The organism is Mycolicibacterium anyangense (genome assembly GCF_010731855.1).
Lineage (GTDB): Bacteria > Actinomycetota > Actinomycetes > Mycobacteriales > Mycobacteriaceae > Mycobacterium > Mycobacterium anyangense.
The window spans coordinates 1275283-1297108 of sequence record NZ_AP022620.1 but is presented as its reverse complement, the minus strand read 5'-3'; the positions used below and the strand labels follow the sequence as shown (position 1 = coordinate 1297108).

The 21826-nt window shown below is 67.9% G+C and carries 20 protein-coding genes; 6 read left to right on the top strand and 14 right to left on the bottom strand.

Annotated features, from left to right (window positions below; genetic code table 11):
* Positions 1-91: 91 nt before the first annotated feature.
* Positions 92-1717 carry a RecQ family ATP-dependent DNA helicase gene (locus G6N35_RS06080; RefSeq protein WP_246224226.1) on the bottom strand — a complete coding sequence of 542 codons (1626 nt, stop codon included), beginning with the start codon at positions 1715-1717 and terminating at the stop codon, positions 92-94.
* On the bottom strand, positions 1708-2037 hold the full coding sequence (locus G6N35_RS06075) for a hypothetical protein (RefSeq protein WP_163803443.1): 330 nt from the start codon (positions 2035-2037) through the stop codon (positions 1708-1710). The genes G6N35_RS06080 and G6N35_RS06075 overlap by 10 nt, the downstream gene beginning before the upstream one ends.
* Before the next feature lie 124 nt (positions 2038-2161).
* Between G6N35_RS06075 and G6N35_RS06070 the strand changes: the two genes are divergently transcribed.
* Complete coding sequence (locus G6N35_RS06070; protein ID WP_163803442.1) at positions 2162-2500, top strand: RNA polymerase-binding protein RbpA; 339 nt, start codon at positions 2162-2164, stop codon at positions 2498-2500.
* Positions 2501-2523: 23 nt separating this feature from the next.
* Here G6N35_RS06070 and G6N35_RS06065 read toward each other — a convergent pair whose 3' ends face one another.
* The 6 genes from G6N35_RS06065 to cobN all read right to left on the bottom strand — a co-directional run bounded on the left by G6N35_RS06065 (position 2524) and on the right by cobN (position 11238).
* The gene (locus G6N35_RS06065; protein ID WP_163803441.1) at positions 2524-3309 is read right to left on the bottom strand and encodes a polyprenol monophosphomannose synthase; all 786 of its coding nucleotides are present in this window, start codon (positions 3307-3309) and stop codon (positions 2524-2526) included.
* Positions 3306-5042: an apolipoprotein N-acyltransferase gene (gene lnt / locus G6N35_RS06060; RefSeq protein WP_163803440.1), complete on the bottom strand. Its 1737-nt coding sequence runs from the start codon at positions 5040-5042 to the stop codon at positions 3306-3308. Before lnt ends, G6N35_RS06065 begins: the two co-directional genes overlap by 4 nt.
* Positions 5035-6627 (bottom strand): amidohydrolase, encoded by a 1593-nt coding sequence (locus G6N35_RS06055; protein ID WP_163803439.1) that lies wholly within the window; start codon positions 6625-6627, stop codon positions 5035-5037. The genes lnt and G6N35_RS06055 overlap by 8 nt, the downstream gene beginning before the upstream one ends.
* Positions 6628-6675: 48 nt before the next feature.
* Positions 6676-7161: an FxsA family protein gene (locus G6N35_RS06050; RefSeq protein ID WP_246224225.1), complete on the bottom strand. Its 486-nt coding sequence runs from the start codon at positions 7159-7161 to the stop codon at positions 6676-6678.
* A 67-nt stretch (positions 7162-7228) separates the two neighbouring features.
* Positions 7229-7609 carry a PPOX class F420-dependent oxidoreductase gene (locus G6N35_RS06045; protein ID WP_163803437.1) on the bottom strand — a complete coding sequence of 127 codons (381 nt, stop codon included), beginning with the start codon at positions 7607-7609 and terminating at the stop codon, positions 7229-7231.
* Between the two features lie 26 nt (positions 7610-7635).
* Positions 7636-11238: a cobaltochelatase subunit CobN gene (gene cobN, locus G6N35_RS06040; RefSeq protein WP_163803436.1), complete on the bottom strand. Its 3603-nt coding sequence runs from the start codon at positions 11236-11238 to the stop codon at positions 7636-7638.
* Between the two features lie 95 nt (positions 11239-11333).
* Between cobN and G6N35_RS06035 the strand changes: the two genes are divergently transcribed.
* Positions 11334-12272 carry a TauD/TfdA dioxygenase family protein gene (locus tag G6N35_RS06035; protein WP_163803435.1) on the top strand — a complete coding sequence of 313 codons (939 nt, stop codon included), beginning with the start codon at positions 11334-11336 and terminating at the stop codon, positions 12270-12272.
* A 5-nt stretch (positions 12273-12277) separates the two neighbouring features.
* Here the strand turns inward: G6N35_RS06035 and polA are convergent, their stop codons facing one another.
* Both polA and G6N35_RS06025 read right to left on the bottom strand, forming a co-directional pair.
* Positions 12278-14941: a DNA polymerase I gene (gene polA, locus G6N35_RS06030; protein WP_246224556.1), complete on the bottom strand. Its 2664-nt coding sequence runs from the start codon at positions 14939-14941 to the stop codon at positions 12278-12280.
* 104 nt (positions 14942-15045) lie between these two features.
* Complete coding sequence (locus G6N35_RS06025; RefSeq protein ID WP_163803433.1) at positions 15046-15390, bottom strand: hypothetical protein; 345 nt, start codon at positions 15388-15390, stop codon at positions 15046-15048.
* 150 nt (positions 15391-15540) lie between these two features.
* Between G6N35_RS06025 and G6N35_RS06020 the strand changes: the two genes are divergently transcribed.
* Genes G6N35_RS06020 through G6N35_RS06005 form a run of 4 tightly spaced genes read left to right on the top strand, consistent with a single transcriptional unit; the run spans position 15541 to position 17956 of the window.
* Entirely contained in the window at positions 15541-15993 is a 453-nt protein-coding gene (locus G6N35_RS06020; protein WP_163803432.1) for a Zn-ribbon domain-containing OB-fold protein, read from the top strand.
* Positions 15990-17198: a lipid-transfer protein gene (locus G6N35_RS06015; protein ID WP_163803431.1), complete on the top strand. Its 1209-nt coding sequence runs from the start codon at positions 15990-15992 to the stop codon at positions 17196-17198. Before G6N35_RS06020 ends, G6N35_RS06015 begins: the two co-directional genes overlap by 4 nt.
* A gap of 9 nt (positions 17199-17207) precedes the next feature.
* Positions 17208-17435 carry a DUF167 domain-containing protein gene (locus G6N35_RS06010; RefSeq protein WP_163803430.1) on the top strand — a complete coding sequence of 76 codons (228 nt, stop codon included), beginning with the start codon at positions 17208-17210 and terminating at the stop codon, positions 17433-17435.
* 38 nt (positions 17436-17473) lie between these two features.
* Positions 17474-17956 carry a hypothetical protein gene (locus tag G6N35_RS06005; protein WP_163803429.1) on the top strand — a complete coding sequence of 161 codons (483 nt, stop codon included), beginning with the start codon at positions 17474-17476 and terminating at the stop codon, positions 17954-17956.
* A gap of 9 nt (positions 17957-17965) precedes the next feature.
* Here the strand turns inward: G6N35_RS06005 and G6N35_RS06000 are convergent, their stop codons facing one another.
* Genes G6N35_RS06000 through G6N35_RS05985 form a run of 4 tightly spaced genes read right to left on the bottom strand, consistent with a single transcriptional unit; the run spans position 17966 to position 21765 of the window.
* Positions 17966-18706 (bottom strand): ABC transporter ATP-binding protein, encoded by a 741-nt coding sequence (locus G6N35_RS06000; RefSeq protein WP_163803428.1) that lies wholly within the window; start codon positions 18704-18706, stop codon positions 17966-17968.
* Positions 18693-19529 carry an ABC transporter ATP-binding protein gene (locus G6N35_RS05995; protein ID WP_179967315.1) on the bottom strand — a complete coding sequence of 279 codons (837 nt, stop codon included), beginning with the start codon at positions 19527-19529 and terminating at the stop codon, positions 18693-18695. The genes G6N35_RS06000 and G6N35_RS05995 overlap by 14 nt, the downstream gene beginning before the upstream one ends.
* Positions 19526-20731, bottom strand: a complete 1206-nt coding sequence (locus tag G6N35_RS05990) for a branched-chain amino acid ABC transporter permease (RefSeq protein WP_163803427.1) — start codon at positions 20729-20731, stop codon at positions 19526-19528. Before G6N35_RS05990 ends, G6N35_RS05995 begins: the two co-directional genes overlap by 4 nt.
* Positions 20728-21765, bottom strand: coding sequence for a branched-chain amino acid ABC transporter permease (locus G6N35_RS05985; RefSeq protein ID WP_163803426.1), 1038 nt, complete (start codon positions 21763-21765; stop codon positions 20728-20730). The genes G6N35_RS05990 and G6N35_RS05985 overlap by 4 nt, the downstream gene beginning before the upstream one ends.
* Between the last annotated feature and the right edge of the window lie 61 nt (positions 21766-21826).

The following is a 21826-nucleotide window of genomic DNA, read 5'->3' as shown; positions in this document are numbered from 1 at the left end:
CGGCAGCCTCTCGCTGTCGCGTCACCTGCACAGTAGGAACCGCGTTGGGACTGGATAAGGGTTTGATTCGTGATGAAGAAATCGCGGGGCGTCAGTTCAGGCGACGTAGAACCCCGGATCGCTGGATCGACTCGACCAGCAGGGTGCGGTATCCGTAGTCGTCGAAAAGCACGGTGATGCGGTCATCCTCGGCGCTCATCACCACGCCCCTACCCCACTTCCGGTGCTCGACCGCGGTCTGCACGGCCCACTGGTGATCGACGCGTGCGTGCAGCGCCGACCCGCCGGCATCGCAGTTGTCGCAGTTCTCGCACCCATGGTCGCGTGCCTCGCCGAAGTAGCTCAGCAGCACGCGGCGCCGGCAGTCCCGGGTCTCGGCGTAACCGCGCATCATTTCGACCCGCGTGCGGTCGATCCGCTCGTTGCGTTCGACGATCGCGACCGTCCGCGCGACCGCGTCGTCGACCCCGACTGTGTTGTCGGCCCGAAAACCATTGCCGGCATTGCTGATCAACTCCGCCTCTTCGAGCAGGTTCAGTGCGTTGGTGATGCGGGCCCCGCGCTCGTCGAGCTGGTCGGCGAGTTGCTCGTACGTCAGCGCCGGGCTCGTCAGCAACGCGGCGTACACCCGGGCCACCAGATCCTGGTCGGCTCGATGGGTGGCGTAGAAACTGGCCAGGCCGAGGTCTTCGGGGCGGTAGAACAGGACCGCGACGGCCGGGGCACCGTCGCGCCCGGCCCGGCCGATCTGCTGGTAATAGCTGTCCATCGAATCCGGCACCGAAGCGTGCACCACGGTGCGGACATCCGGCTTGTCGATGCCCATGCCGAACGCCGATGTCGCGACCACCACGTCGGCCTCACCGCAGCGGAACCGCCGGTGGACGTCCTCGCGTTGGCCGCGGGCCAACCCGGCGTGGTAGAACTCGGCGCCGATTCCGTCTGAAACCAGTTCGGCGGCATACGTTTCGGCGTCCCGACGCGTTGCGGTGTAGAGCAGTGCGGGCAGCGTCGCCGCACGCATCCGGGACCGCACCGCATCGCGCTTGTCGTCATCCTCGACATGGTGGGACACCTCGAGCCGGATGTTGGGCCGGTCGAAGCCGCTGGCGATGACCAGCGGGTCGCGCAACCGGAGCTGCTCGACGATCTCGCGGCGCATCACCGGCGACGCGGTGGCCGTGAGCGCCAGAACCGGAGGTCGGCCCAGTCGGTCGACGGCATCGGCGATGCGCAGATAGCTGGGCCGAAAGTCGTGCCCCCAGGCCGACACGCAGTGCGCCTCGTCGACCACGACCAGGGAGATGTCGGCCTGTCTCAGCGTCGCCAGCACGGTGTCGTTGGTGAGCTGCTCGGGTGCCAGGAAGATGTATTCGGCCTGATGCTGGCGGACCGCGGCCCAGCTGCGCGCTTTCCCCGCGGCATCCAGTTGGGAATTGATCGCCACCGCACCGGGTGCCTCGGTGGCGGACAGCCCGCTGATCTGGTCGCGCTGCAGGGCGATCAGCGGGGAGATCACCAGGGTGGCCCCCGCCAGCAGAACCGCCGGCACCTGATAGATCGCCGACTTACCCGACCCGGTCGCCATCACGGCCAGCACGTCGCGACGCGCCAGGACCGCTTCCATCGCCTCGAGCTGAGTGGGACGCAACTGCGCCCAACCGAACACCTCCCGGCCGACGCGTTGCAGGTCTTCGCGAGGGTTCGTCAGCGCCAACCATCCGCGGTCTTGACGGCTGTGAGCAGCGCAGCGCACAGTTCGCGCAATTCGGCGTGATCAGCACCTTCGTCGACCGCGGTCGCGACGTCCTCGGCGGCGCACCGCACCTGGTAGACCCGGTCGGAGAGCTCGGCGGCCTCGTCGGCGGTCAGCACCACCGCATCGGCGGGCACCGAGGTGCCCTTGACCATCGCGCGCTGCTCATAAGCGCGCTGGCGGCAGGACTGCCTGCAGTACTGCCGTCGCCGGCCCATGCCGGAATCGGCCACCTCGCGACCGCACCAGCGGCACGGTTGCGGGCGGGTACGACGCGTCACGCCTAAGGACTGTAGACCGCCGAGCTCCGCGATCCCGGTATCATGGTCGGTTGGGTCGGGAACTGCGGGCGTAGGTCTTGCGTTCACTATCCGGACTTCATATTTCGCTGAGGAGATGTTGACGATGGCTGATCGTGTCCTGAGAGGCAGCCGGCTCGGAGCCGTGAGCTACGAGACTGACCGCAACCACGACCTGGCGCCGCGTCAGATGGCGCGCTACCGCACCGAGAACGGCGAGGAGTTCGACGTTCCGTTCGCCGACGACGCCGAGATCCCCGGCACCTGGTTGTGCCGTAACGGCCTGGAGGGCACCCTTCTCGACGGTGACCTGCCCGAGCCCAAGAAGGTCAAGCCGCCGCGGACCCACTGGGACATGCTGCTGGAGCGTCGCTCGGTCGAGGAACTCGACGAGCTGCTCAAGGAACGCCTCGACCTGATCAAGTCGAAGCGCCGCGGCACCTAACAGGTTCCGGGCCGGGGCCCGGGCTAGCGGACCACGCCGCGGGCCCGGTCCAACCGGCCGCCGATCCCCCACTGGGCGACCTTCACCATCGCCTCACGGATGTTCGAGCCGCTCATCTTGGAGACCCCGAGTTCACGCTCGCTGAACGTGATGGGCACCTCGACCACGCTGAACCCGCTGTTGATGGTCCGCCAGGTCAGGTCAATCTGGAAGCAGTAGCCCTTGGAGTCGACCGCCGACAGGTCGATCTTCTCCAGGACCTCGCGCCGGTAGGCCCGGTAGCCGGCGGTGATGTCGTGGATGCCGACGCCGAGCAGCACGCGCGAGTAGGTGTTGGCGGTCTTCGACAGCACCAGGCGGCGCCAGGGCCAGTTGCGAACCGTTCCGCCCTCGACGTAGCGCGAACCGATGGCCAGGTCGGCCCCGTTGTCGATGGCGTCCAACAACCGATACAGCTGCTCAGGGGCATGGCTGCCGTCGGCGTCCATCTCGACGAGCACGTTGTACTCGCGGCTCAGACCCCACGCGAAACCGGCCAGGTAGGCCGCGCCGAGCCCGTCCTTGGCGGTGCGGTGCATGACATGGATGCGATCCGGGTCGGCCAGCGACAGCTCGTCGGCCAGGGCGCCGGTGCCGTCCGGGCTGCCGTCGTCGACGACCAGCACATGGACGTCGGGACGGGCCTTGTGCACCCGGCCCAGGATCAACGGCAGGTTCTCCAGCTCGTTGAAGGTCGGGATGATCACCAGGGTGCGCTGGCTGGGGCGCTGTGCGCCCGGGTCAGAGCCCTTCTTGCCCTGGGTGCTCATGAATCTCCTTTGTCGTACTGCCCGGCCAGGGCCGAAGGCTCGTCGCCCTCATCTGACGGGGTGTCATCGGTGTCTGGACCCCCGGACCCGCTGGCCTCGTCCCGCTGCTGCCGGCGGCGGCGCAACGGACGCATGAACCATCCATTGTGCAGTATGGCGGCGCCGATCACGGCAACCGCTGCTCCGACCAGCACCCATTGCACCAGCGGGCCCCAGCGGGTCGCGGGTGTTTCGGTGGTCTTGAGCCGGATCGGGACGTCGAGGTAGGCCGGCGAGAAGAACTGGGTGCGGGCGATCTCGCTCCCGTCGGGGGCGATCACGGCGCTGATCCCGGTGGTGCCGGCGACGACGACGTAGCGGTCGTGCTCGACGGCCCGGGCCCGGGCGAAAGCCAACTGCTGTTCGCTCATGTTCTGGTCGAAGGTGGCGTTGTTGGTGGGCACCGTCAGCACCTGGGCGCCGTTGAGCACCGACTCGCGCAGGGCGCGGTCGAAGATGACCTCCCAGCAGGTCGCGACGCCGATCGGCACCCCCGCCGCGTGGACGACACCGTTACCGGTACCGGGGACGAAGTAACCCGCTCGGTCGGCGTAGGAGGACAGGTGCTTGAAGAATCCGCGCCAGGGCAGGTACTCACCGAACGGCTGGATGATCTGCTTGTCGTGGCGCTCCCCCGGCCCCGACACCGGATCCCAGACGACGACGGTGTTCGACGCGGTCGGATTCTCCGGGGTCCAGTCCGGCCGGGCCAGCACCGTGCCCACCAGGATCGGCGCCCCGATGGCCTGCACGGCCACCGAGATCTGCTGGGCGGCGTCGGGGTTGGTCAGTGGGTCGATATCCGAGGAATTCTCCGGCCACACCACGAACTGCGGCTGCGGGACCAGCCCGGCGCGAACGTCGTCGGCCAGCTGCACCGTCTCCCGGACATGGTTGTCGAGCACCGCGCGACGCTGGGCGTTGAACTCCAGCCCGAGGCGCGGCACGTTGCCCTGGATCGCGGCAACGGTGACGGTCGGTGCGTTGCCGGCACCCGCTCGGCGGACCTGCGGGGCGGCGAGCGCGGTGCTTAGAAGCACGGCGGTGATGCACAGACCGGGCACCACCAGTGCCGCCGGTGAGGGCAGCTCCGGTCTCTTGTGAGGGCCGCTGTGCTGCCACCAACGCACCGTCTCGATGCCCAGCGCGCACAACGAGGTACCGACGAGCGCGATGCCGAACGACAGCAGCGGCACCCCGCCCCATTGCACCAATGGCAGGAACGGTCCCTGGGTTTGGCCGAATCCGACCACACCCCAAGGGAATCCACCAAACGGCACACTGGACTTGAGCCATTCCTGCAGGCACCACACCAGCGCCAGCCACAACGGCCAGCCGGGCAGACTGCGGACCACGACGGCGAACATGCCGAACACCGCGCAGAACAGCGCCTGCAACGCCGCCAGCGCGAGCCACGGAACGGGGCCGACGAGCCCGCTGATCCACGGCAGCAGCGGGACGTAGAACGACAGCCCGAACAGCATCCCGTAACCGAACCCGCCGGCGACAGTGGTCTTCGGGTTCACCAGCACCCAGGTGAGCAGCACGAAGCTCAGCACCGCCGACCACCACCACCCGATCGGCGGGAAGCTGATGCACATGGCCAGACCCGCCGTGGTGGAGGCGAGTAGCCGGAACATTCGCGGCGTCAGGGCAGCGACCATGCGGGTCAGGCGCGGTTGTGACTCAGCCATACAGCACGACGCCTCGGTGCACCGTCTGCAGGCAGCGCGGCAGCGGCTCGGACAGATCCAGGCTCGGCAGCTCCGGCACCCGAGAGCGGGGATCGGTCGACCAGCGCGCAACGTTGTCCGCGGGTGCCACAACGTCGAGCGACCCGGCGTCCCACACGGCGTACGACGCCGGTGCACCCGGGACGAGCGTGCCGGTGATCCCGTCGCGCACACCGCCGGCTCGCCAGGCACCCCGGGTGGCGGCGGCGAAGGCGGCACGCATGGAGATGGCACTTCCCTCGGTCTGATGGTGTCCTGCCGCGCGCACCGCAGCCCACGGATCGATGCTGGTCACGGGGGCATCTGAGCCGAACGCCAGGGGCACGCCTGCCGATGCTAACAGCGAGAACGGGTTGAGCTGGGCGGCTCGGTCAACACCGAGCCGGCGGGCATACATGCCGGTGCTGCCACCCCAGCGGGCGTCGAACATGGGCTGCATGCTGGCCACGACGCCCCACTGGCCGAGCGTGGCCGCCTGCTGCGCCGACACCATCTCGAGGTGTTCGAGGCGATGGCCGCAGCGTGCCACCGCGGGCGCGCCGAACCGTGCGACGACCTGTTCCAGCGCGTCGACCACGGCACCGACAGCGGCATCACCGATGACGTGGAAGCCGGCGGTGATGCCGGCCTCGGTGCAGGACATCAGATGTTCGGTGACGGTCTCCGGGTCCAGGTAGCAGTTGCCGCAGGTGCCGGGGTCGTCGGCGTAGGGCTCCGACAGCCACGCGGTATGCGAGCCCAGCGCGCCGTCGACGAACAGGTCGCCGGCCAGGCCGTGGGCTGCGGTGGCCTCGATCAGGGCTCGCGCCTGGGCGGCGCTGGAGACTGCCTCACCCCAGTAACCGATCACCTCGACGCCGTGCTCGGTGGCGCGCAGTTCCTGCCAGTCGTCGCTGCCGCCGATCTCCGGGCCCGCGCATTCGTGGACGGCGACGATGCCGGCCGCGGCGGCCGCGTCCAGCGCGGCGCGGCGGGCATCGTCGCGCTGCGCCGCGGTGAGGTGCGCTCGGGCCTGGGCACGCACCAGATGATGCGCGGCGCCGGACAACGGCCGCTGCGGATCGAACCCGGCGACGGCGGGTAGCCCGGGCACCAGGGAGCGCAGGGCGCTCGACGCTGCAGCCGAATGCACGTCGATGCGGGCCAGATAGGCCGGGGTGGATCCGACCACGGCGTCGAGTTCGGCCGTGCTGGGCGCCTGATCGCCGGGCCAGGCGGTGTCGTCCCAGCCGTGGGCCCAGATCGGCCGGCCGGGGTGGGCGACGGCGTGCTCGGCGATCAACCGCAGACACTGTTGTTTGGAGGTGGTGGTGCTCAGGTCCACACCGGTGAGCTGCAGGCCGGTCGAGGTGACGTGGATATGGCTGTCGACGAAGGCGGGCGCGACGAACGCACCCGCAAGGTCGACGATCTCGGCGTCACCGTACTGATCTCGGCCGACGTCGTCGCTGCCCAGCCAGGCGACGACGCCGTCGCGGACGGCCATGGCGGTGGCATCGGGGTGCGACGGGCTGTGCACGCGCCCGCCCAACAACAGTGTGGTCACGTCGGTCAGTGTCCCGCGAGGCAGGAGAGAAAGGTAAACCGAGTCGGGCTACTGGTAGCGCCGGACGATGTTGGCGTCGTGGATCCGGCCGTAGACCTGATCATCGATGACCTCGCCGTCGATGTAGTCACCGGCAAAGCGTGGCGGTGCGTACATCCGGCCTGGGACCGTCAGATTCACCACACCCACCCGGCGGGCAACGCCGCGGGTGAGCAGCACACCAGCCAGCGGACGCATCGCGCTGCGGGTGGGCGGCAACAGCATCAACGTTCCGACCACCGTGGTGACCAGGCCCGGGACGAACACCAGGAAGGTGCCCAGCGCCACCAGCATGCTGTCGGCCACCGCCCCCTGCGGGCTGGTGCGGGAGCGCTGCAGTCGGGCGATCTGCCGCTTGACCTGCGATCCGGCCAGCGCCACGGTCACCACCGAGGTGGCCAGCAGCACCAGCAGGGTCCAGCCCAGCCCGATGGACCACGTCAGGACAGCCAGGGCCGCCAATTCGACGAGCGCGTAGACGAGAAACGTCCGCATCACCATGTACTGGCAACGACTCGGCTGTGAGCCGGGTTCCGCCGGGGCCTAATAAGAACCTGTGAGTTCAGGCGGCGCGCAGTTCCAGGCCGACGTTGCGGTGCGATCCCCCGCGCAGCTTGCTGAAGAAGTTGAAGACCTTGCCCAGCAGTCCGTAGCGGTTACCGATCGCGCTGTAGACGGACTCGAGGTGACCGTCGTCGAGCACGGTGGCGACGGCCTCGACCGTCTCCCCGGTGACCTTGCCCCGGCGGTCGCAGGGCGCCAGCGTCACCCGCGAGGTGTTGCGGATCCGCTTGACCTTCCACGAGTCACGCCCGGTGATGACCAGGGCGCGGTCTCCGTCGGGTGCGATCCAGATCGGCGTCGGCTTGGGCCGGCCGTCCTTGGTGAACGTCGTCAGCGACACGTACTGCGACGTGATCACGTCGGCGAAAGTGGTAGCCATAGCGACAATCTAGCCAATCGCCAGGTCTACCGGGCTTCGAGATCGCCCTCGGTTTCCAGCAGCACCTGACGTAACCCCTGCAGCGTCTCCGGGTTCGGTTCGGCCCACATGCCGCGGCCGACGGCCTCCAGCAATCGCTCGGACATGCCGTGCAGCGCCCACGGGTTGGACTCGCCGAGGAACTTGCGGTTCTCGGGGTCCAGGACGTACTTCTCGGTGAGCTGCTCGTACATCCAGTCGGCCATCACCCCGGCGGTGGCGTCGTAACCGAACAGGTAGTCGACGGTGGCGGCCATCTCGAAGGCGCCCTTGTAGCCGTGCTTGCGCATCGCCGACATCCACCGCGGGTTGACCACCCGGGCCCGGAACACCCGGGTGGTTTCCTCCGAGAGGGTGCGGGTGCGCACCGCATCCGGGCGGGTGTTGTCACCGATGTAGGCCGCCGGCGCCTTGCCGGTCAGTGCGCGCACGGTGGCCACCATGCCGCCGTGGTACTGGAAGTAGTCGTCGGAATCGGCGATGTCGTGCTCGCGGGTGTCGGTGTTCTTGGCCGCCACCACGATTCGGCGGTACTGCGCCGACATGTCGTCGGCGGCCGGCCTGCCGTCCAGTCCGCGCCCGTAGGCGAAACCGCCCCACGCGGTGTAGACCTCGGCCAGGTCGGCATCGTCGCGCCAGTTGCGGCTGTCGATCAGCTGCAGCAGGCCGGCGCCGTAGGTGCCCGGTTTGGAGCCGAAAATCCTTGTGGTGGCGCGCCTTTCGTCACCGTGCTCGGCGAGGTCGACCTGCGCGTGGGCGCGGACGAAGTTCTGTTCGGCCGGTTCGTCGAGGGCGGCGACCATCCGCACCGCGTCGTCGAGCATGGTCACCACGTGCGGGAAGGCGTCGCGGAAGAAACCCGAGATGCGGACCGTCACGTCGATACGGGGCCGGCCGAGCTCGTCGAGTCCGATGGCTTCCAGGTCGACCACTCGGCGCGAGGCATCGTCCCAGATGGGGCGAACACCCAGCAGTGCAAGGACTTCTGCGACGTCGTCCCCGGAGGTTCGCATCGCCGAGGTGCCCCAGACCGACAGTCCTACCGACCGGGGCCAGTCGCCATAGTCGGCCCGGTAGCGGGCCAGCAGTGAATCCGCCATCGCCACGCCGGTCTCATAGGCCAGCCGCGAGGGCACCGCCTTGGGATCCACCGAGTAGAAGTTGCGCCCGGTGGGCAACACGTTGACCAGGCCCCGCAGCGGTGAGCCTGACGGGCCGGCGGCGATGTAACGGCCGTCCAGTGCCCGCAGTACCTGGTCGATCTCGGCGGCCGTCCCCGCGAGTCGGGGCACCACTTCGGTAGCCGCGAAGCGCAGGATGCGGGCCACCTGCGGATCGTCGGTGATCGTGTCGACCGCGTCGGCATCCCAGCCGCTGTCCTGCAGCCGGGCCAGCAGGCCGCGGGCTCGCGCCTCGGCGGCGTCGACCACGGTGCGTTCGTCGCTGCCGTCCTCGGCCAGGCCCAGCGCCTCGCGCAACCCCGGCAGGTGCTGTTCGCCGCCGAAGAGTTGGCGGGCCCGCAGGATGGCCAGCACCAGATCCAGTTCGCCGTCGCCCTGTGGCGCCGCACCCAGGATGTGCAGTCCGTCGCGGATCTGGACATCCTTGATCTCGCACAGCCAGCCGTCGACGTGCAGCAGCATGTCGTCGAAGCTGTCGTCCTCGGGACGGTCCTCGAGCCCAAGGTCGTGGTCCATCTTGGCCGCCCGCATCAGCGTCCAGATCTGCTGGCGGATAGCAGGCAGCTTGGCCGGGTCCAGCGCGGCGATATTGGCGTGCTCGTCGAGCAGTTGCTCCAACCGCGAGATATCGCCGTAGGTCTCGGCGCGCGCCATCGGCGGGATCAGGTGATCGACCAGGGTGGCGTGCGCACGGCGCTTGGCCTGGGTGCCCTCGCCGGGATCGTTGACCAGGAACGGGTAGATCAGCGGCAGGTCACCGAGAGCGGCGTCGGTTCCGCACGCTGCGGACATTCCGACGGTCTTGCCCGGCAGCCACTCCAGGTTGCCGTGCTTGCCCAGATGCACCAGCGCGTGCGCGCCGAACTCGTGACGCAGCCACAGGTATGCGGCCAGATAGTGGTGGCTCGGCGGCAGATCCGGATCGTGGTAGATGGCCACCGGGTTCTCCCCGAAACCGCGCGGCGGCTGCACCAGGATGACAATGTTGTCGGATTGCATTGCTGCGACGACGATTTCGCCATCCGGGTCGCGGCTGCGGTCGACGAACAACTCACCGGGCGGCGGACCCCAGTGCGCCACCATGGCCTCGCGCAAATCCTCGGGCAGCGTGGCGAACCACTCCCGGTAGCGGGCGGCGGGTACCCGGATCGGGTTACCTGCCAGCTTGGCGTCGGTGAGCCAGTCGGGGTCCTGGCCGCCGCGCTCGATGAGCGCATGCATCAGCGCATCACCATCTTCGGCCTCCACGCCGGGCACCTCACCGATCCGGTAGCCGGCCTCACGCAGTGCCCTCAGCAGCGCCACGGCACTGGCCGGGGTGTCCAAGCCGACGGCGTTGCCGATACGGGCGTGCTTGGTGGGATACGCCGAGAACACCAGGCCCAGTCGCTTGTCCGATGCCGCGACCTTGCGCAACGTGGCGTACTTGACGGCCAGCCCGGCCACCCGTGCGCACCGCTCGGGGTCGGGGACGTAGGAGATCAGCCCGTCGGAGTCGATCTCCTTGAAGGAGAACGGCACGGTGATGATGCGGCCGTCGAATTCGGGGACGGCCACCTGAGTGGCCACATCCAGCGGGCTCAACCCGTCGTCGTTATCGGCCCAGGTCGCCCGCGAACTGGTCAGGCACAGGCCCTGAAGGATCGGAACATCAAGGGCGGCAAGGTGGGTGACGTCCCAGCTGCCGTCGTCGTTGCCGGCGGTGGCCGACGCGGGGCGGGCTCCCCCCGCGGCCAGCACGGTGACGACCATCGCGTCGGCGGTGGCGAGCAGATCGAGGAGCTCGGGCTCGGGTGTGCGAAGCGAAGTGCAGTACACCGGTAGCGGACGGCCCCCGGCTTGTCTGATCGCCGTACACATCGCGCGGATGTAGGCCACGTTGCCGGCCAGTTGCTGGGCACGGTAGTACAGCACCGCGATGGTGGGCCGGGAATCGGTCGTCCGTTCCAGCCCGCAGCCGTCGCATCCCTCGCAAGGCGGATCCAGCAGGCCCCACACCGGGACCTCGGCGGGCGGTGCGAAACCGAAACCGGTCATCAGCAGGGTGTCGGACAGGAAGGCATGCAGCTGGCGCAGATTGTCCACGCCGCCCTGGGCCAAATAGATGTGGGTCTGCATGGCGATACCGGCGGGCACCGTCGAGCGCTCCATCAGGTCGGCGTCAGGAGCCTGCTCGCCACTGACCACCACCACCGGCACACCCGCGGCGACCACGGTGTCGATGCCCTGTTCCCAGGCGCGGTATCCACCGAGGATGCGCACCACCACCGCGTCGACACCGGTCAGCAGGTCGGCCAGTTCCCCGTCGACCAGTCGCGACGGGTTGGCCCACCGGTATCCCGCCCCGCTGGCCCGCGCGGTGATCAGGTCGGTGTCGGACGTCGACAGCAGCAAGACGGTGGGAGGCACCCTCCATTCGTACCGTACGAGCGCAGGTAGAGCCCATTCGGATCGCGGCCAGCGCAATGGTGTACCCGCGAAGCGCAACCGCGCAGCATGACGTCATGCCTGCTTCTCTCGACGTTTCCAAGCTCGGCGCCCACATCGGCGCCGTGATCTCCGGTGTGCGTCTCGGCGGTGATCTGGATGCCCCGACCGTCAACGCCATCAACGCTGCACTGCTCGAACACAAGGTCATCTTCTTCCGCGGCCAGCAGCACCTCGACGGAGAAGGGCAGGTGGCATTCGCCCGCCTGCTCGGGGTGCCGACGATCGCGCATCCGACGGTGACCTCGCGCGGGGACACCGTCCTGCCGATCGACTCCCGCTTCGGCACCGCCAACTCCTGGCATTCCGACGTGACGTTCGTCGACCGGATACCCAAGGCCTCACTGCTGCGGGCCGTGACACTGCCCAGCTACGGCGGCAGCACCGTGTGGGCGTCCACCGAGGCAGCCTACGAGCAGCTGCCCCCACCGCTGCGGGCGCTCACCGAGCAACTGTGGGCCACCCACAGCAATGTCTACGACTACGCCGCCGACCGCCCCGAGCTGGCCGGTGAGCTCACCGAGGAGGTCCTCGCCTACCGCACCGAATTCGTCTCGGACTTCTACGAGACCACCCATCCCGTGGTGCGGGTCCACCCCGAGACCGGCAAGCGGGTGTTGTTACTCGGCAATTTCGTCAGGAGTCTCATCGGCCTGGGCAGCGCCGAGTCGGCCACCCTCTTCGCGTTGCTGCAGAATCGGATCATCCGATTGGAGAACACCGTGCGCTGGGACTGGACCGAAGGGGACCTGGCGATCTGGGACAACCGCGCCACCCAGCATTACGGGGTGGCCGACTACGACGGCCAGACCCGCTATCTCGAGCGGGTCACCCTGGCCGGTGACGTCCCGGTCGACGTGCATGGCCAGTCCAGCCAGTCGATCGCCGGCGACGCCTCCCACTACTCCGACATCGTGGCACCGAATACTGTTGCAGCTCAGGCAGTTCCGGCCTAGAGACCCTAGTGCGCGGCGGCATCCCAGCTGCGCCCGTAGCCGACCGAGACCTCCAGCGGCACGTCCAACGGGTACGCGGCGCCCATCTTGTCGCGTACCAGTGCCTCGACGGTGTCGCGTTCGCCGTCGGCGACCTCCAGCAGGAGTTCGTCGTGGACCTGCAGCAGCATTCGGGTCTTCAGGCCGGCGTCCTTGAGCGCTTGGGCGACGTTGATCATCGCAACCTTGATGATGTCGGCGGCGCTGCCCTGGATCGGGGCGTTGAGCGCGGCCCGCTCGGCGGCCTCGCGGACCTGGCGGTTGCTGCTGTCCAACTCCGGCAGGTAGCGGCGCCTGCCCAGCACCGTCGAGGTGTAGCCGTCCTTGCGGGCCTGATCGACGATGTCGCGCAGATAGTCGCGGATCCCGCCGAAGCGGGCGAAGTACTGGTCCATCTGGACCTTCGCCTCTTCGGTCGAGATCTTCAGCTGGGCTGACAGGCCGTAGGCGCTCAGACCGTAGGCCAGGCCGTAGGACATCGCCTTGACCCGCCTGCGCAATTCGGGGGTGACCTCGTCGATGGGAACCTCGAACGCCCGGGAGGCCACGAACGAATGCAGGTCCTCTCCGGTGCGGAACGCCTCGATGAGGCCCTCGTCCTTGGACAGGTGCGCCATGATCCGCATCTCGATCTGGCTGTAGTCGGCCGTCATCAGCTCGCTGTAGCCGTTCCCGACGATGAAGGCGTCTCGGATCTGGCGGCCGGCGTCGGTGCGGATCGGGATGTTCTGCAGGTTGGGTTCGGTCGACGACAGCCGTCCGGTGGCCGCGATCGTCTGGTTGAACGTGGTGTGGATGCGCCCGTCGGCAGCCACCGCCTTCAGCAGACCGTCCACAGTGACCTTGAGACGCGTCGAGTCCCGGTGCGCCAAAAGGTGTTCCAGGAACGGATGGCCGGTCTTGTCGAACAGTGACTGCAGGGCGTCGGCATCCGTGGTGTAGCCGGTCTTGGTCTTCTTGGTCTTGGGCATGCCCAGTTCGTCGAACAACACCACCTGGAGCTGCTTGGGCGAGCCGAGGTTGATCTGCTTGCCGATCACCGCGTAGGCGGCGTCGGCGGCCTGCCGGATCTGGTCGCCGAACTCGCGCTGCAGGGTGTCGAGCTTGTCCAGGTCGACGGCGATGCCGGCGCTTTCCATCCCGGCCAGGACGGACTGAACGGGCAGCTCCATCTCGCCGAGCAGCGACGCGGAGTCGATGCGGGTGAGCTCCTCGTCGAGGGCGTCGGCAAGGTCGGCGACCGCTCTGGCCCGCAGGATTGCCGTCTGCACCGCTTGGTCGTCGACACCGTCGGTGTCATCGAGCAGCGAGAGTTGTTGCTGCTCGGCATTGTCCGCGCGCAGCTCGCGGCGCAGATAGCGCAGCGACAGGTCGTCGAGGGCGAAGCTGCGTTGCCCGGGCCGGACCAGGTAGGCGGCCAGCGCGGTGTCGGAGGTGACGCCGTCCAGCGCCCACCCGCGTCCGGCCAGGCCATGGATCCCGATCTTGGCTTCGTGCAACGCCTTCGGCGTGCCCGCGTCGGCCAGCCAGGCGCCGAGAGCGGAGTCGTCCTCCGGTGTCAGCGTCGCGGTGTCGATGTAGGCGCCGTCACCGTCGGCGGCGGCGATGGCCAGCGCGGTCGCGTCACCGTCGTAGACGGTATGGGTGCCGACGACGGCGAGACCGCTGCGCCGCCCGTCGGCGGCGTGCTCGGCCAGCCAGGCCGCCACCGATCCGGGCTCGAGCGCGCCGCCGCGCACGTCGAAGCCCTCGTCGACCTCGGGTTCGACGGCGGCCAGGGTATCGAAGAGCCGATCCCGCAGTACCCGGAACTCCAGGTCGTCGAACAGCCGGTGGATCTGGTCGCGATCCCACGGCAGCAGCCGCAGCGTGTCCGGGGTCTGCGCCAGGGGGACGTCTTTGACGAGATCGGTGAGCTCGCGGTTGAGCACCACGCTGGAGAGGTTGTCGCGCAGGGAATCGCCCACCTTGCCCCGCACGGTGTCGACGTTGTCGACCAGCCCCTGCAGCGAGCCGTACTCGACGATCCATTTGGCGGCCGTCTTCTCCCCCACACCGGGGATGCCGGGCAGGTTGTCGCTCGGGTCGCCGCGCAGTGCCGCGAAGTCCGGGTACTGGGTGGGGGTGAGCCCGTACTTCTCCACCACCGCCTCCGGCGTGAAGCGGGTCAGGTCGCTGACGCCCTTGCGGGGATAGAGCACGGTGACGTCCGGGCTGACCAACTGCAGGGCATCGCGGTCGCCGGTAACCACCAGGACGCGGTAACCCTCCTGCTCGGCCTGGGTCGCCAGGGTGGCGATGATGTCGTCGGCCTCGAAGCCCGGTTCGGCCAGCACGGTGATGCCGAGGGCGGCCAGCACTTCTTTGGTGATGTCGATCTGTCCGCGGAACTCGTCGGGGGTGGCCGAGCGGCCGGCCTTGTATTCCGGGTACTTGTCCACCCGGAAGGTCTGCCGGGAGACGTCGAAGGCGGCGGCGATGTGGCTGGGCTGCTCGTCGCGCAGCAGGTTGATGAGCATGGCGGTGAAGCCGTACACCGCGTTGGTGGTCAGCCCGTTCTTGGTCTTGAAGTTCTCGGCGGGCAACGCATAGAACGCCCGGTAGGCCAGCGAGTTGCCGTCCAACAGCATGAGGGTCTGCTTCTGGTCGGACGGCGCTGCGGTTTTGGCTGGGCTCACGGCACTCACTCTAGGCACCGCCGGTGACAATCGGGCCGCCGCTACCCCGTGGCGGTTCAGTAGCCGAGGAACTTGCGGAACTGCTGCCCGACGGCCATCGACTGCCCCATCCGCTGCACCCAGCCGTCGAGTGCGACCCTGACGTCGGCGGGATCCCAGCCACGCTCCTGACCCAGCGCAATCATGCCCGCCTCGTCGGTGACGCCTCGACTCTGGGCGGTGCGTGCCAGCTCGGCATAGTCCTGCAGGGAGATGCCGTTGATCGGCTCCCAGATCGGTTCGGTCGCGTCGACCGATCGAGTCGACGGACCGCCCAGAACCGCGGGGTCGACCAGCCCAGCTCCCTGCACGTGCACCTGAGCGGCGGTGGCCGCATCCTTGGCCTTCTTGAAAAGTCCCATGTCTGATCTCCGATCCGCTATGCGCCGGGCACCGATGTCCGGGGCGCTCCTCGCCGACAAGTGCACCGGGTGCCGATTGCTACCGATCCCAACCTCCCGCCAACTGGAACACGTTGCAGTTCTGGCTTGCGGATCGCTTACCATGGCGACGTGCCAGCTTCTCCAGACGCGCCCACTCAACTACCGGCCATCGATGGTTGGTGGGACTACGACGATGCCGGTGTCCCGCATCTGATCGGTGCGAAGTGTCCGCAGTGTGCGACGTACGTGTTTCCGCCCCGGGCCAATAACTGCCCGAACCCGGGGTGCGCCAGTGATGTGCTCGAACCGGTCGCGCTGTCGCGGCGGGGCACGGTATGGAGCTATACCGAGAACCGCTACGCCCCGCCACCGCCCTATCCCGCACCGGACCCGTTCGAACCATTCGCGGTGGCCGCGGTCGAGCTCGCCGACGAGGGGCTGATCGTGCTGGGCAAGGTCGTCGAGGGCACCCTGGCCGCCGATCTGAAAGTCGGGATGGCCGTGGAGCTGACCACCATGCCGCTCTATACCGATGACGACGGCGTCGAGCGCCTCACCTACGCCTGGAGGATCGCCCAATGAGCGCTAGCACCCCGGAACCGGTGTACATCCTCGGCGCGGGTATGCACCCGTGGGGTAAGTGGGGCCGCGACTTCACCGAGTACGGTGTCGTCGCCGCCCGCGCCGCCCTGGCCGAAGCCGGATTGGACTGGCGCCAAATCCAATTGGTCGCCGGTGCCGACACCATTCGCAACGGTTACCCAGGCTTCGTCGCCGGCGCCACCTTCGCCCAGAAGATGGGCTGGAACGGCATCCCCATCACCTCCAGCTACGCCGCCTGCGCCTCGGGCTCCCAGGCCCTGCAGTCCGCCCGCGCCCAGATCCTGGCCGGGCTCTGCGATGTGGCGCTGGTGATCGGGGCCGACACCACCCCCAAGGGCTTCTTCGCCCCCGTCGGCGGGGAACGCCGCAACGACCCGGACTGGCAACGCTTCCATTTGATCGGGGCTACCAACACCGTCTACTTCGCGCTGCTGGCGCGTCGCCGGATGGACCTCTACGGCGCCACGTTGGAGGACTTCGCCGCGGTCAAGGTCAAAAACGCCCGCCACGGCCTGAACAACCCGTACGCCCGTTACCGCAAGGAAGCCAGCGTCGAGGACGTGCTGGCCAGTCCCGTGGTCTCCGACCCGCTGCGCCTGCTCGACATCTGCGCCACCTCCGACGGCGCCGCCGCCCTGATCGTGGCCAGCAAGGAGTTCACCGAAAAGCACCTGGGCTCGCTCAAGGGCGTGCCCTCGGTCCGCGCGGTCAGCCTGCAGAGCCCGCAGTACCCACAGCATCTCCCCGAATTGCCGGATATCGCCACCGATTCCACGGCCGTGGTTCCCGGCCCGGAGCGGGTCTTCAAAGACCAGATCCTCGACGCGGCCTACGCCGAAGCCGGTATCGGCCCCGAAGACCTCTCCCTCGCCGAGGTCTACGACCTGTCGACCGCACTGGAACTGGACTGGTACGAACACCTCGGACTGTGCGCCAAGGGCGAGGCCGAGCACCTGCTGCGCAGTGGCGCCACAACCATCGGCGGGCGTATCCCCGTCAACGCCTCCGGCGGCCTGGCCTCCTTCGGCGAGGCCATCCCGGCCCAGGCCATCGCCCAGGTCTGCGAACTGACCTGGCAACTCAAGGGGCAGGCCACCGGCCGACAGGTCGACGGTGCCACCGTCGGTGTGACCGCCAACCAGGGCCTGTTCGGCCACGGCTCCTCGGTCATCGTCGCCACGTAAGCTCACCGGGTGGCCGAGACCGTCGTCGTTACCGTCAAGCCCGGTAGCGCCAAGGGCCCGCTGGTCGAAACCGGCGCCGACGGGACGCTGACGATCTTCGTGCGCGAGCGCGCCATCGAGGGCAAGGCCACCGACGCTGCCGCGCGACTGCTCGCCAAGCATTTCGGGGTGCCGCCCAGCCGCGTTCAGCTCGTCTCCGGTGCCACCTCGCGGGTGAAGCGCTTCACGATCGACTGAGGAGAGCTCATGAGCGCACACGCGGCTACAGTCGTCTGATGCCAGGTTGGGACACCTTTGCTGTCATCATCGGCGGGGTCGGCGGTGCGCTCGTCGGACTCCTGTTCGTGGCGATCTCGATCCACGCGGCACGGATGGCGAACTCGGCGAGCCTTCGCCATCGCGCCGCGCAGACATTGGTGGTCTTCACGATGCTGCTCCTGGTCGCGGTCGTGCTGTCGGTACCGGAGCAACCGGCGCGGGTGATCGGCGCCGAGCTCACCGTCCTTGCCGTGGCTGCGGCCGTCCTGCTCATCGTCCTCGACAGGTCTGCCGGCGACGATGCCGAAGGCAATTCCCTAGGCCGAATCATCAAGCGAGTCAACCCCAATGTCACAACAGCCTTGGGGGTCGCACTGACCGGAGTCCTGTTGCTGACCGGCGTCAGCTGGGCGCCCTACGCGCTGTTTCCGACGACGTGCGCCGCGATCGTGGGCGGGTTGGCCAGTGCCTACTTGTTGTTGACCAAGCTCACCGACTGAGATGTGCGGCTAGGCCACACCCAGATAGGCAGCGCGAATACTGTCGTCGGCCAACAATTCCCGGGCCGGACCGCTGCGCGTGACGGTGCCGGTCTCCAGGATGTAGGCGCGGTCGGACCGGCTCAGCGCCTGCTGGGCATTCTGTTCTACCAGCAGCACCGTGGTGCCCTGGGCGTTGATCTCGGAAATGATCTTGAAGATCTGCGAGATGATCATCGGGGCCAGGCCCATCGACGGTTCGTCGAGCAGGAGAACGCGCGGTCGGGCCATCAGCGCACGCCCGATCGCCAGCATCTGCTGCTCGCCACCGGAGAGGGTGCCACCGACCTGGGTGCGCCGTTCGGCCAGCCGCGGGAAGGTCTGCAGCACCCAGTCCAGGCGTTCGTCGTGTTCGGCCTTGGTGGCGAACTTTCGCCCGTAGCAGCCCATTTCGAGATTCTCCAGCACCGTCATGCCGGGGAACACCCCTCGGCCTTCGGGCGCCTGCACCAAGCCGTCGATGGCGCGCTGGTGGGCCTTGACGCCAGAGATGTCATTGCCCTCGAACCACACCGAGCCCGACGACAGCGGACGCAGCCCGGAGATGGCGCGCATCATCGTGGTCTTGCCCGCCCCGTTGGACCCGAGCAGGGTCACCAACTCCCCCTGCCGCACTTGCAGTGAAACACCGTGCAGCGCTTCAATTCTGCCGTAGTGCACGACGGCGTCGCGCACTTCCAACAGGATGGGCTGGTCCTCAGAGCTGGTCATCGGGGACTCCCAGGTAGGCGGCGATGACGGCCGGGTCCTCGCGGATCTCGGCGGGCAGGCCGTCAGCGATCTTGCGGCCGAACTCCAGGACGACGATCCGGTCGGTCACGCCCATCACCAGGCGCATGTCGTGCTCGATCAGCAGCACGGTGTAGCCGTCGTCGCGAATGGCGCGGATCAGGTCGATCAGGGCCGCCTTCTCGCTGGGGTTGAAGCCGGCGGCAGGCTCGTCCAGGCACAGCAGCTTGGGCTCGGTGGCCAGCGCACGGGCGATCTCGAGGCGTCGCTGATCGCCGTAGGGCAGGTTCTTGGCCTTCTCTTCGCCGCGGTGGGCGATGCCGACGAATTGCAGCAGTGCTGCGGCTTTTTCGATGGCCGAGCGTTCCTCGGCGCGGTGCCGGGGGCTGCGGATCAGGGCACCGGGCACCGAGGTCTTGTGCCGGGCGTCGGTGCCGACGATGACGTTCTCCAGAGCGGTCATCTCGCCCCACAGCCGGATGTTCTGGAAGGTGCGCGCGATGCCGCGGCGGGTGATCTGGTGGCGCTTGATGCGGCCCAGCGGCTGGCCGTCGAAGGTGACCGAGCCCGAACTCGGGCGGTAGACGCCGGTGATGGCATTGAAGCAGGTGGTCTTGCCCGCCCCGTTGGGTCCGATCAGGCCGAGGATCTCGCCGCGCTTGATCGCGAAGCTGACGGAGTCCAGCGCGGTCAGACCGCCGAACTTGACGGTGAGATCCTTGGTCTCGAGCAGGGTTTCACCCTCCGCGGCGTTGACGTCGCGATGCAGGGCGGCCATGCTCTCGTCGATCACCGGATCGGTCATGCCGCCGCCTTGCTGTCGTCGGCCGCGCCCAACAGCTTGCGGGCCGACTTGCCGTAGGCCAGCAGCTGTTGGCGCACCGGGAACAGGCCCTGCGGCCGGAAGATCATCAGCACCACCAGCGCCAGACCGAAGAACAGGTACTTCAGGTCGCCGAGGTTGATGCCCAGGACTTCCACCCCGAGCAGTCGGTTGGGCAGGTAGACGATGATGAACGCGCCGAAGACGACGCCGAGTTTGTTGCCCTGACCGCCCAGCACCACCGCGCACAGGAACAGCATCGAGTTGATGATGTTGAACGTCGGTGGCGCCACGTACTGCACCTGCCCGGCGTAGAGCGCCCCGGACAGGCCGCCGATCGCGGCACCGATCACGAACGCCCATAGTTTGAAGCGGAAGGTGTTGACGCCCATCACTTCCGCGGCGTCCTCGTCCTCGCGGATGGCCACCCAGGCCCGCCCGACGCGGCTGCGCTCCAGGTTGCCGACCAGCAGCAGGATGGCGATCATCAGGATCAGGCCCAGCCAGAACCACCAGGTGCCGTAGTTGGCGGTGCCGGTGGAGTTGCCACTGGAGAACGCCCCGTCCGGGTACTTCGACGTCTCCAGCACGTGGGGGTAGGCGATCTGGTTGAGGCCCCGGGATCCGTTGGTGACACCGGAGAGGTTGTCGGCCAGCAGCCGGATGATCTCGCCGAACCCGAGCGTGACGATGGCCAGGTAGTCACCGCGCAGCCGCAGGGTGGGGATGCCCAGGATCAGTCCGGCCAGTGCGGTGGCCGCCATGGCGATCGGCACACAGGTCAGCCAGGCCCACTTCTCGCTGAACAGCCAGCCTGAACCGAGCCGGTTCCATGGCGAGTCCGGACTGGTGAGCAGGGCGACGGTGTAGGCGCCGACGGCGTAGAAGCCGACGTAGCCGAGGTCCAGCAGGCCGGCCTGACCGACCACCACGTTGAGGCCGATCGCGATGATCGCCACCATCGCGAACTGGGCCATGGTGCCGCCGAAGCTGATGCCAGTGGTCTCGAAGAACGGGGGCGGGAACAGCGGAGTGAGGGCGAGCAGGCCGAAGCCCACCACACCGAAGCCCCACTTCTGTACCCGGCTGCGCCCGGACCACCAGTCGCGCAAACCATCGCCGGGAGCCAGGAGCCGGGTGGTCCACCGGCCCGGGGTGTTCTGGGTGTCGCTGCGGTGACTCATGCCCTCGCCTTTCCGAGGCTCTCCCCGAGTATCCCGGTGGGCCGCACCAGCAGTACCAGAACCAGGAGGACGAAGGCGACCACGTCACGCCACTGGGTACCGAACACCGCCTGGCCGTAGTTCTCCATGATGCCCAGGATCAGGCCGCCGAGCAGAGCACCGCGCAGGTTTCCGATACCGCCGAGGACCGCGGCCGAGAACGCCTTGATACCGAGCAGGAAGCCGCCGGAGTAGATGATGCCCTGGGGCACCTTCAGGGTGTACAGCAGCGCGGCGGCGCCGGCCAGCATGCCGCCGATGAGGAAGGTGGTCATGATGATGCGCTCCCGCGAGACTCCCATCAGCGTCGCGGTGGTGGGGTCCTGGGCCACCGCCCGGATACCGCGACCGAATTTCGTCCGGTTGATCGCCACGTCGGTCAGCAGCGCCAGCACCAACGCCGCCGCGACGATCACCAGCGTGACGTTGCTGACGGTGGCACCGAAGATGTGGAACTGAGTCTTGGGTTGCACCAGGATGATCGGCTGCTGGGCATTGCTGCCGCCGTAGCCCTTGATGATCTTGGGCAGCACGAAGTGCACGAATTCCTGCAACACGAACGACATACCGATCGCGGTGATCAGGAACGTCAACGGCCGGGCGTTGCGCCGTCGCAGCGGCCGGTAGGCCACCGCTTCCAAACCGATTGCGGCAGAGCCTGATACCAGCATCGCGAACAGCATCGCGATACCCAGGTACAGCACCGTCAGCAGGACGCCCTTGTTGTAGGCGTCGCCGCTGGGGTAGAAGCCCAGGATGATGTCCAGGCAGAAGTAGGCGCCGAACATCCCGAGCATGAAGATCTCGGAATGGGCGAAGTTGATCAACCTCAGCACACCGAAGACCAAGGTGTAGCCGACGGCCACCAGGGCGTAGATGGCGCCCCAGGACAATCCGTCAATGGTCAACTGCCAGAAGCCATTTCGCAGGTTCTCGATGTTGAAACCGATGTCACTGGCGAGGCAGGCGTACTGACCGAGGCACTCGTGGATCATCCTGGGGCCGACTCCTTGCTGCTCAACGAGAACGCGCCCGAGCCAAGTGGTCCCGGACGCG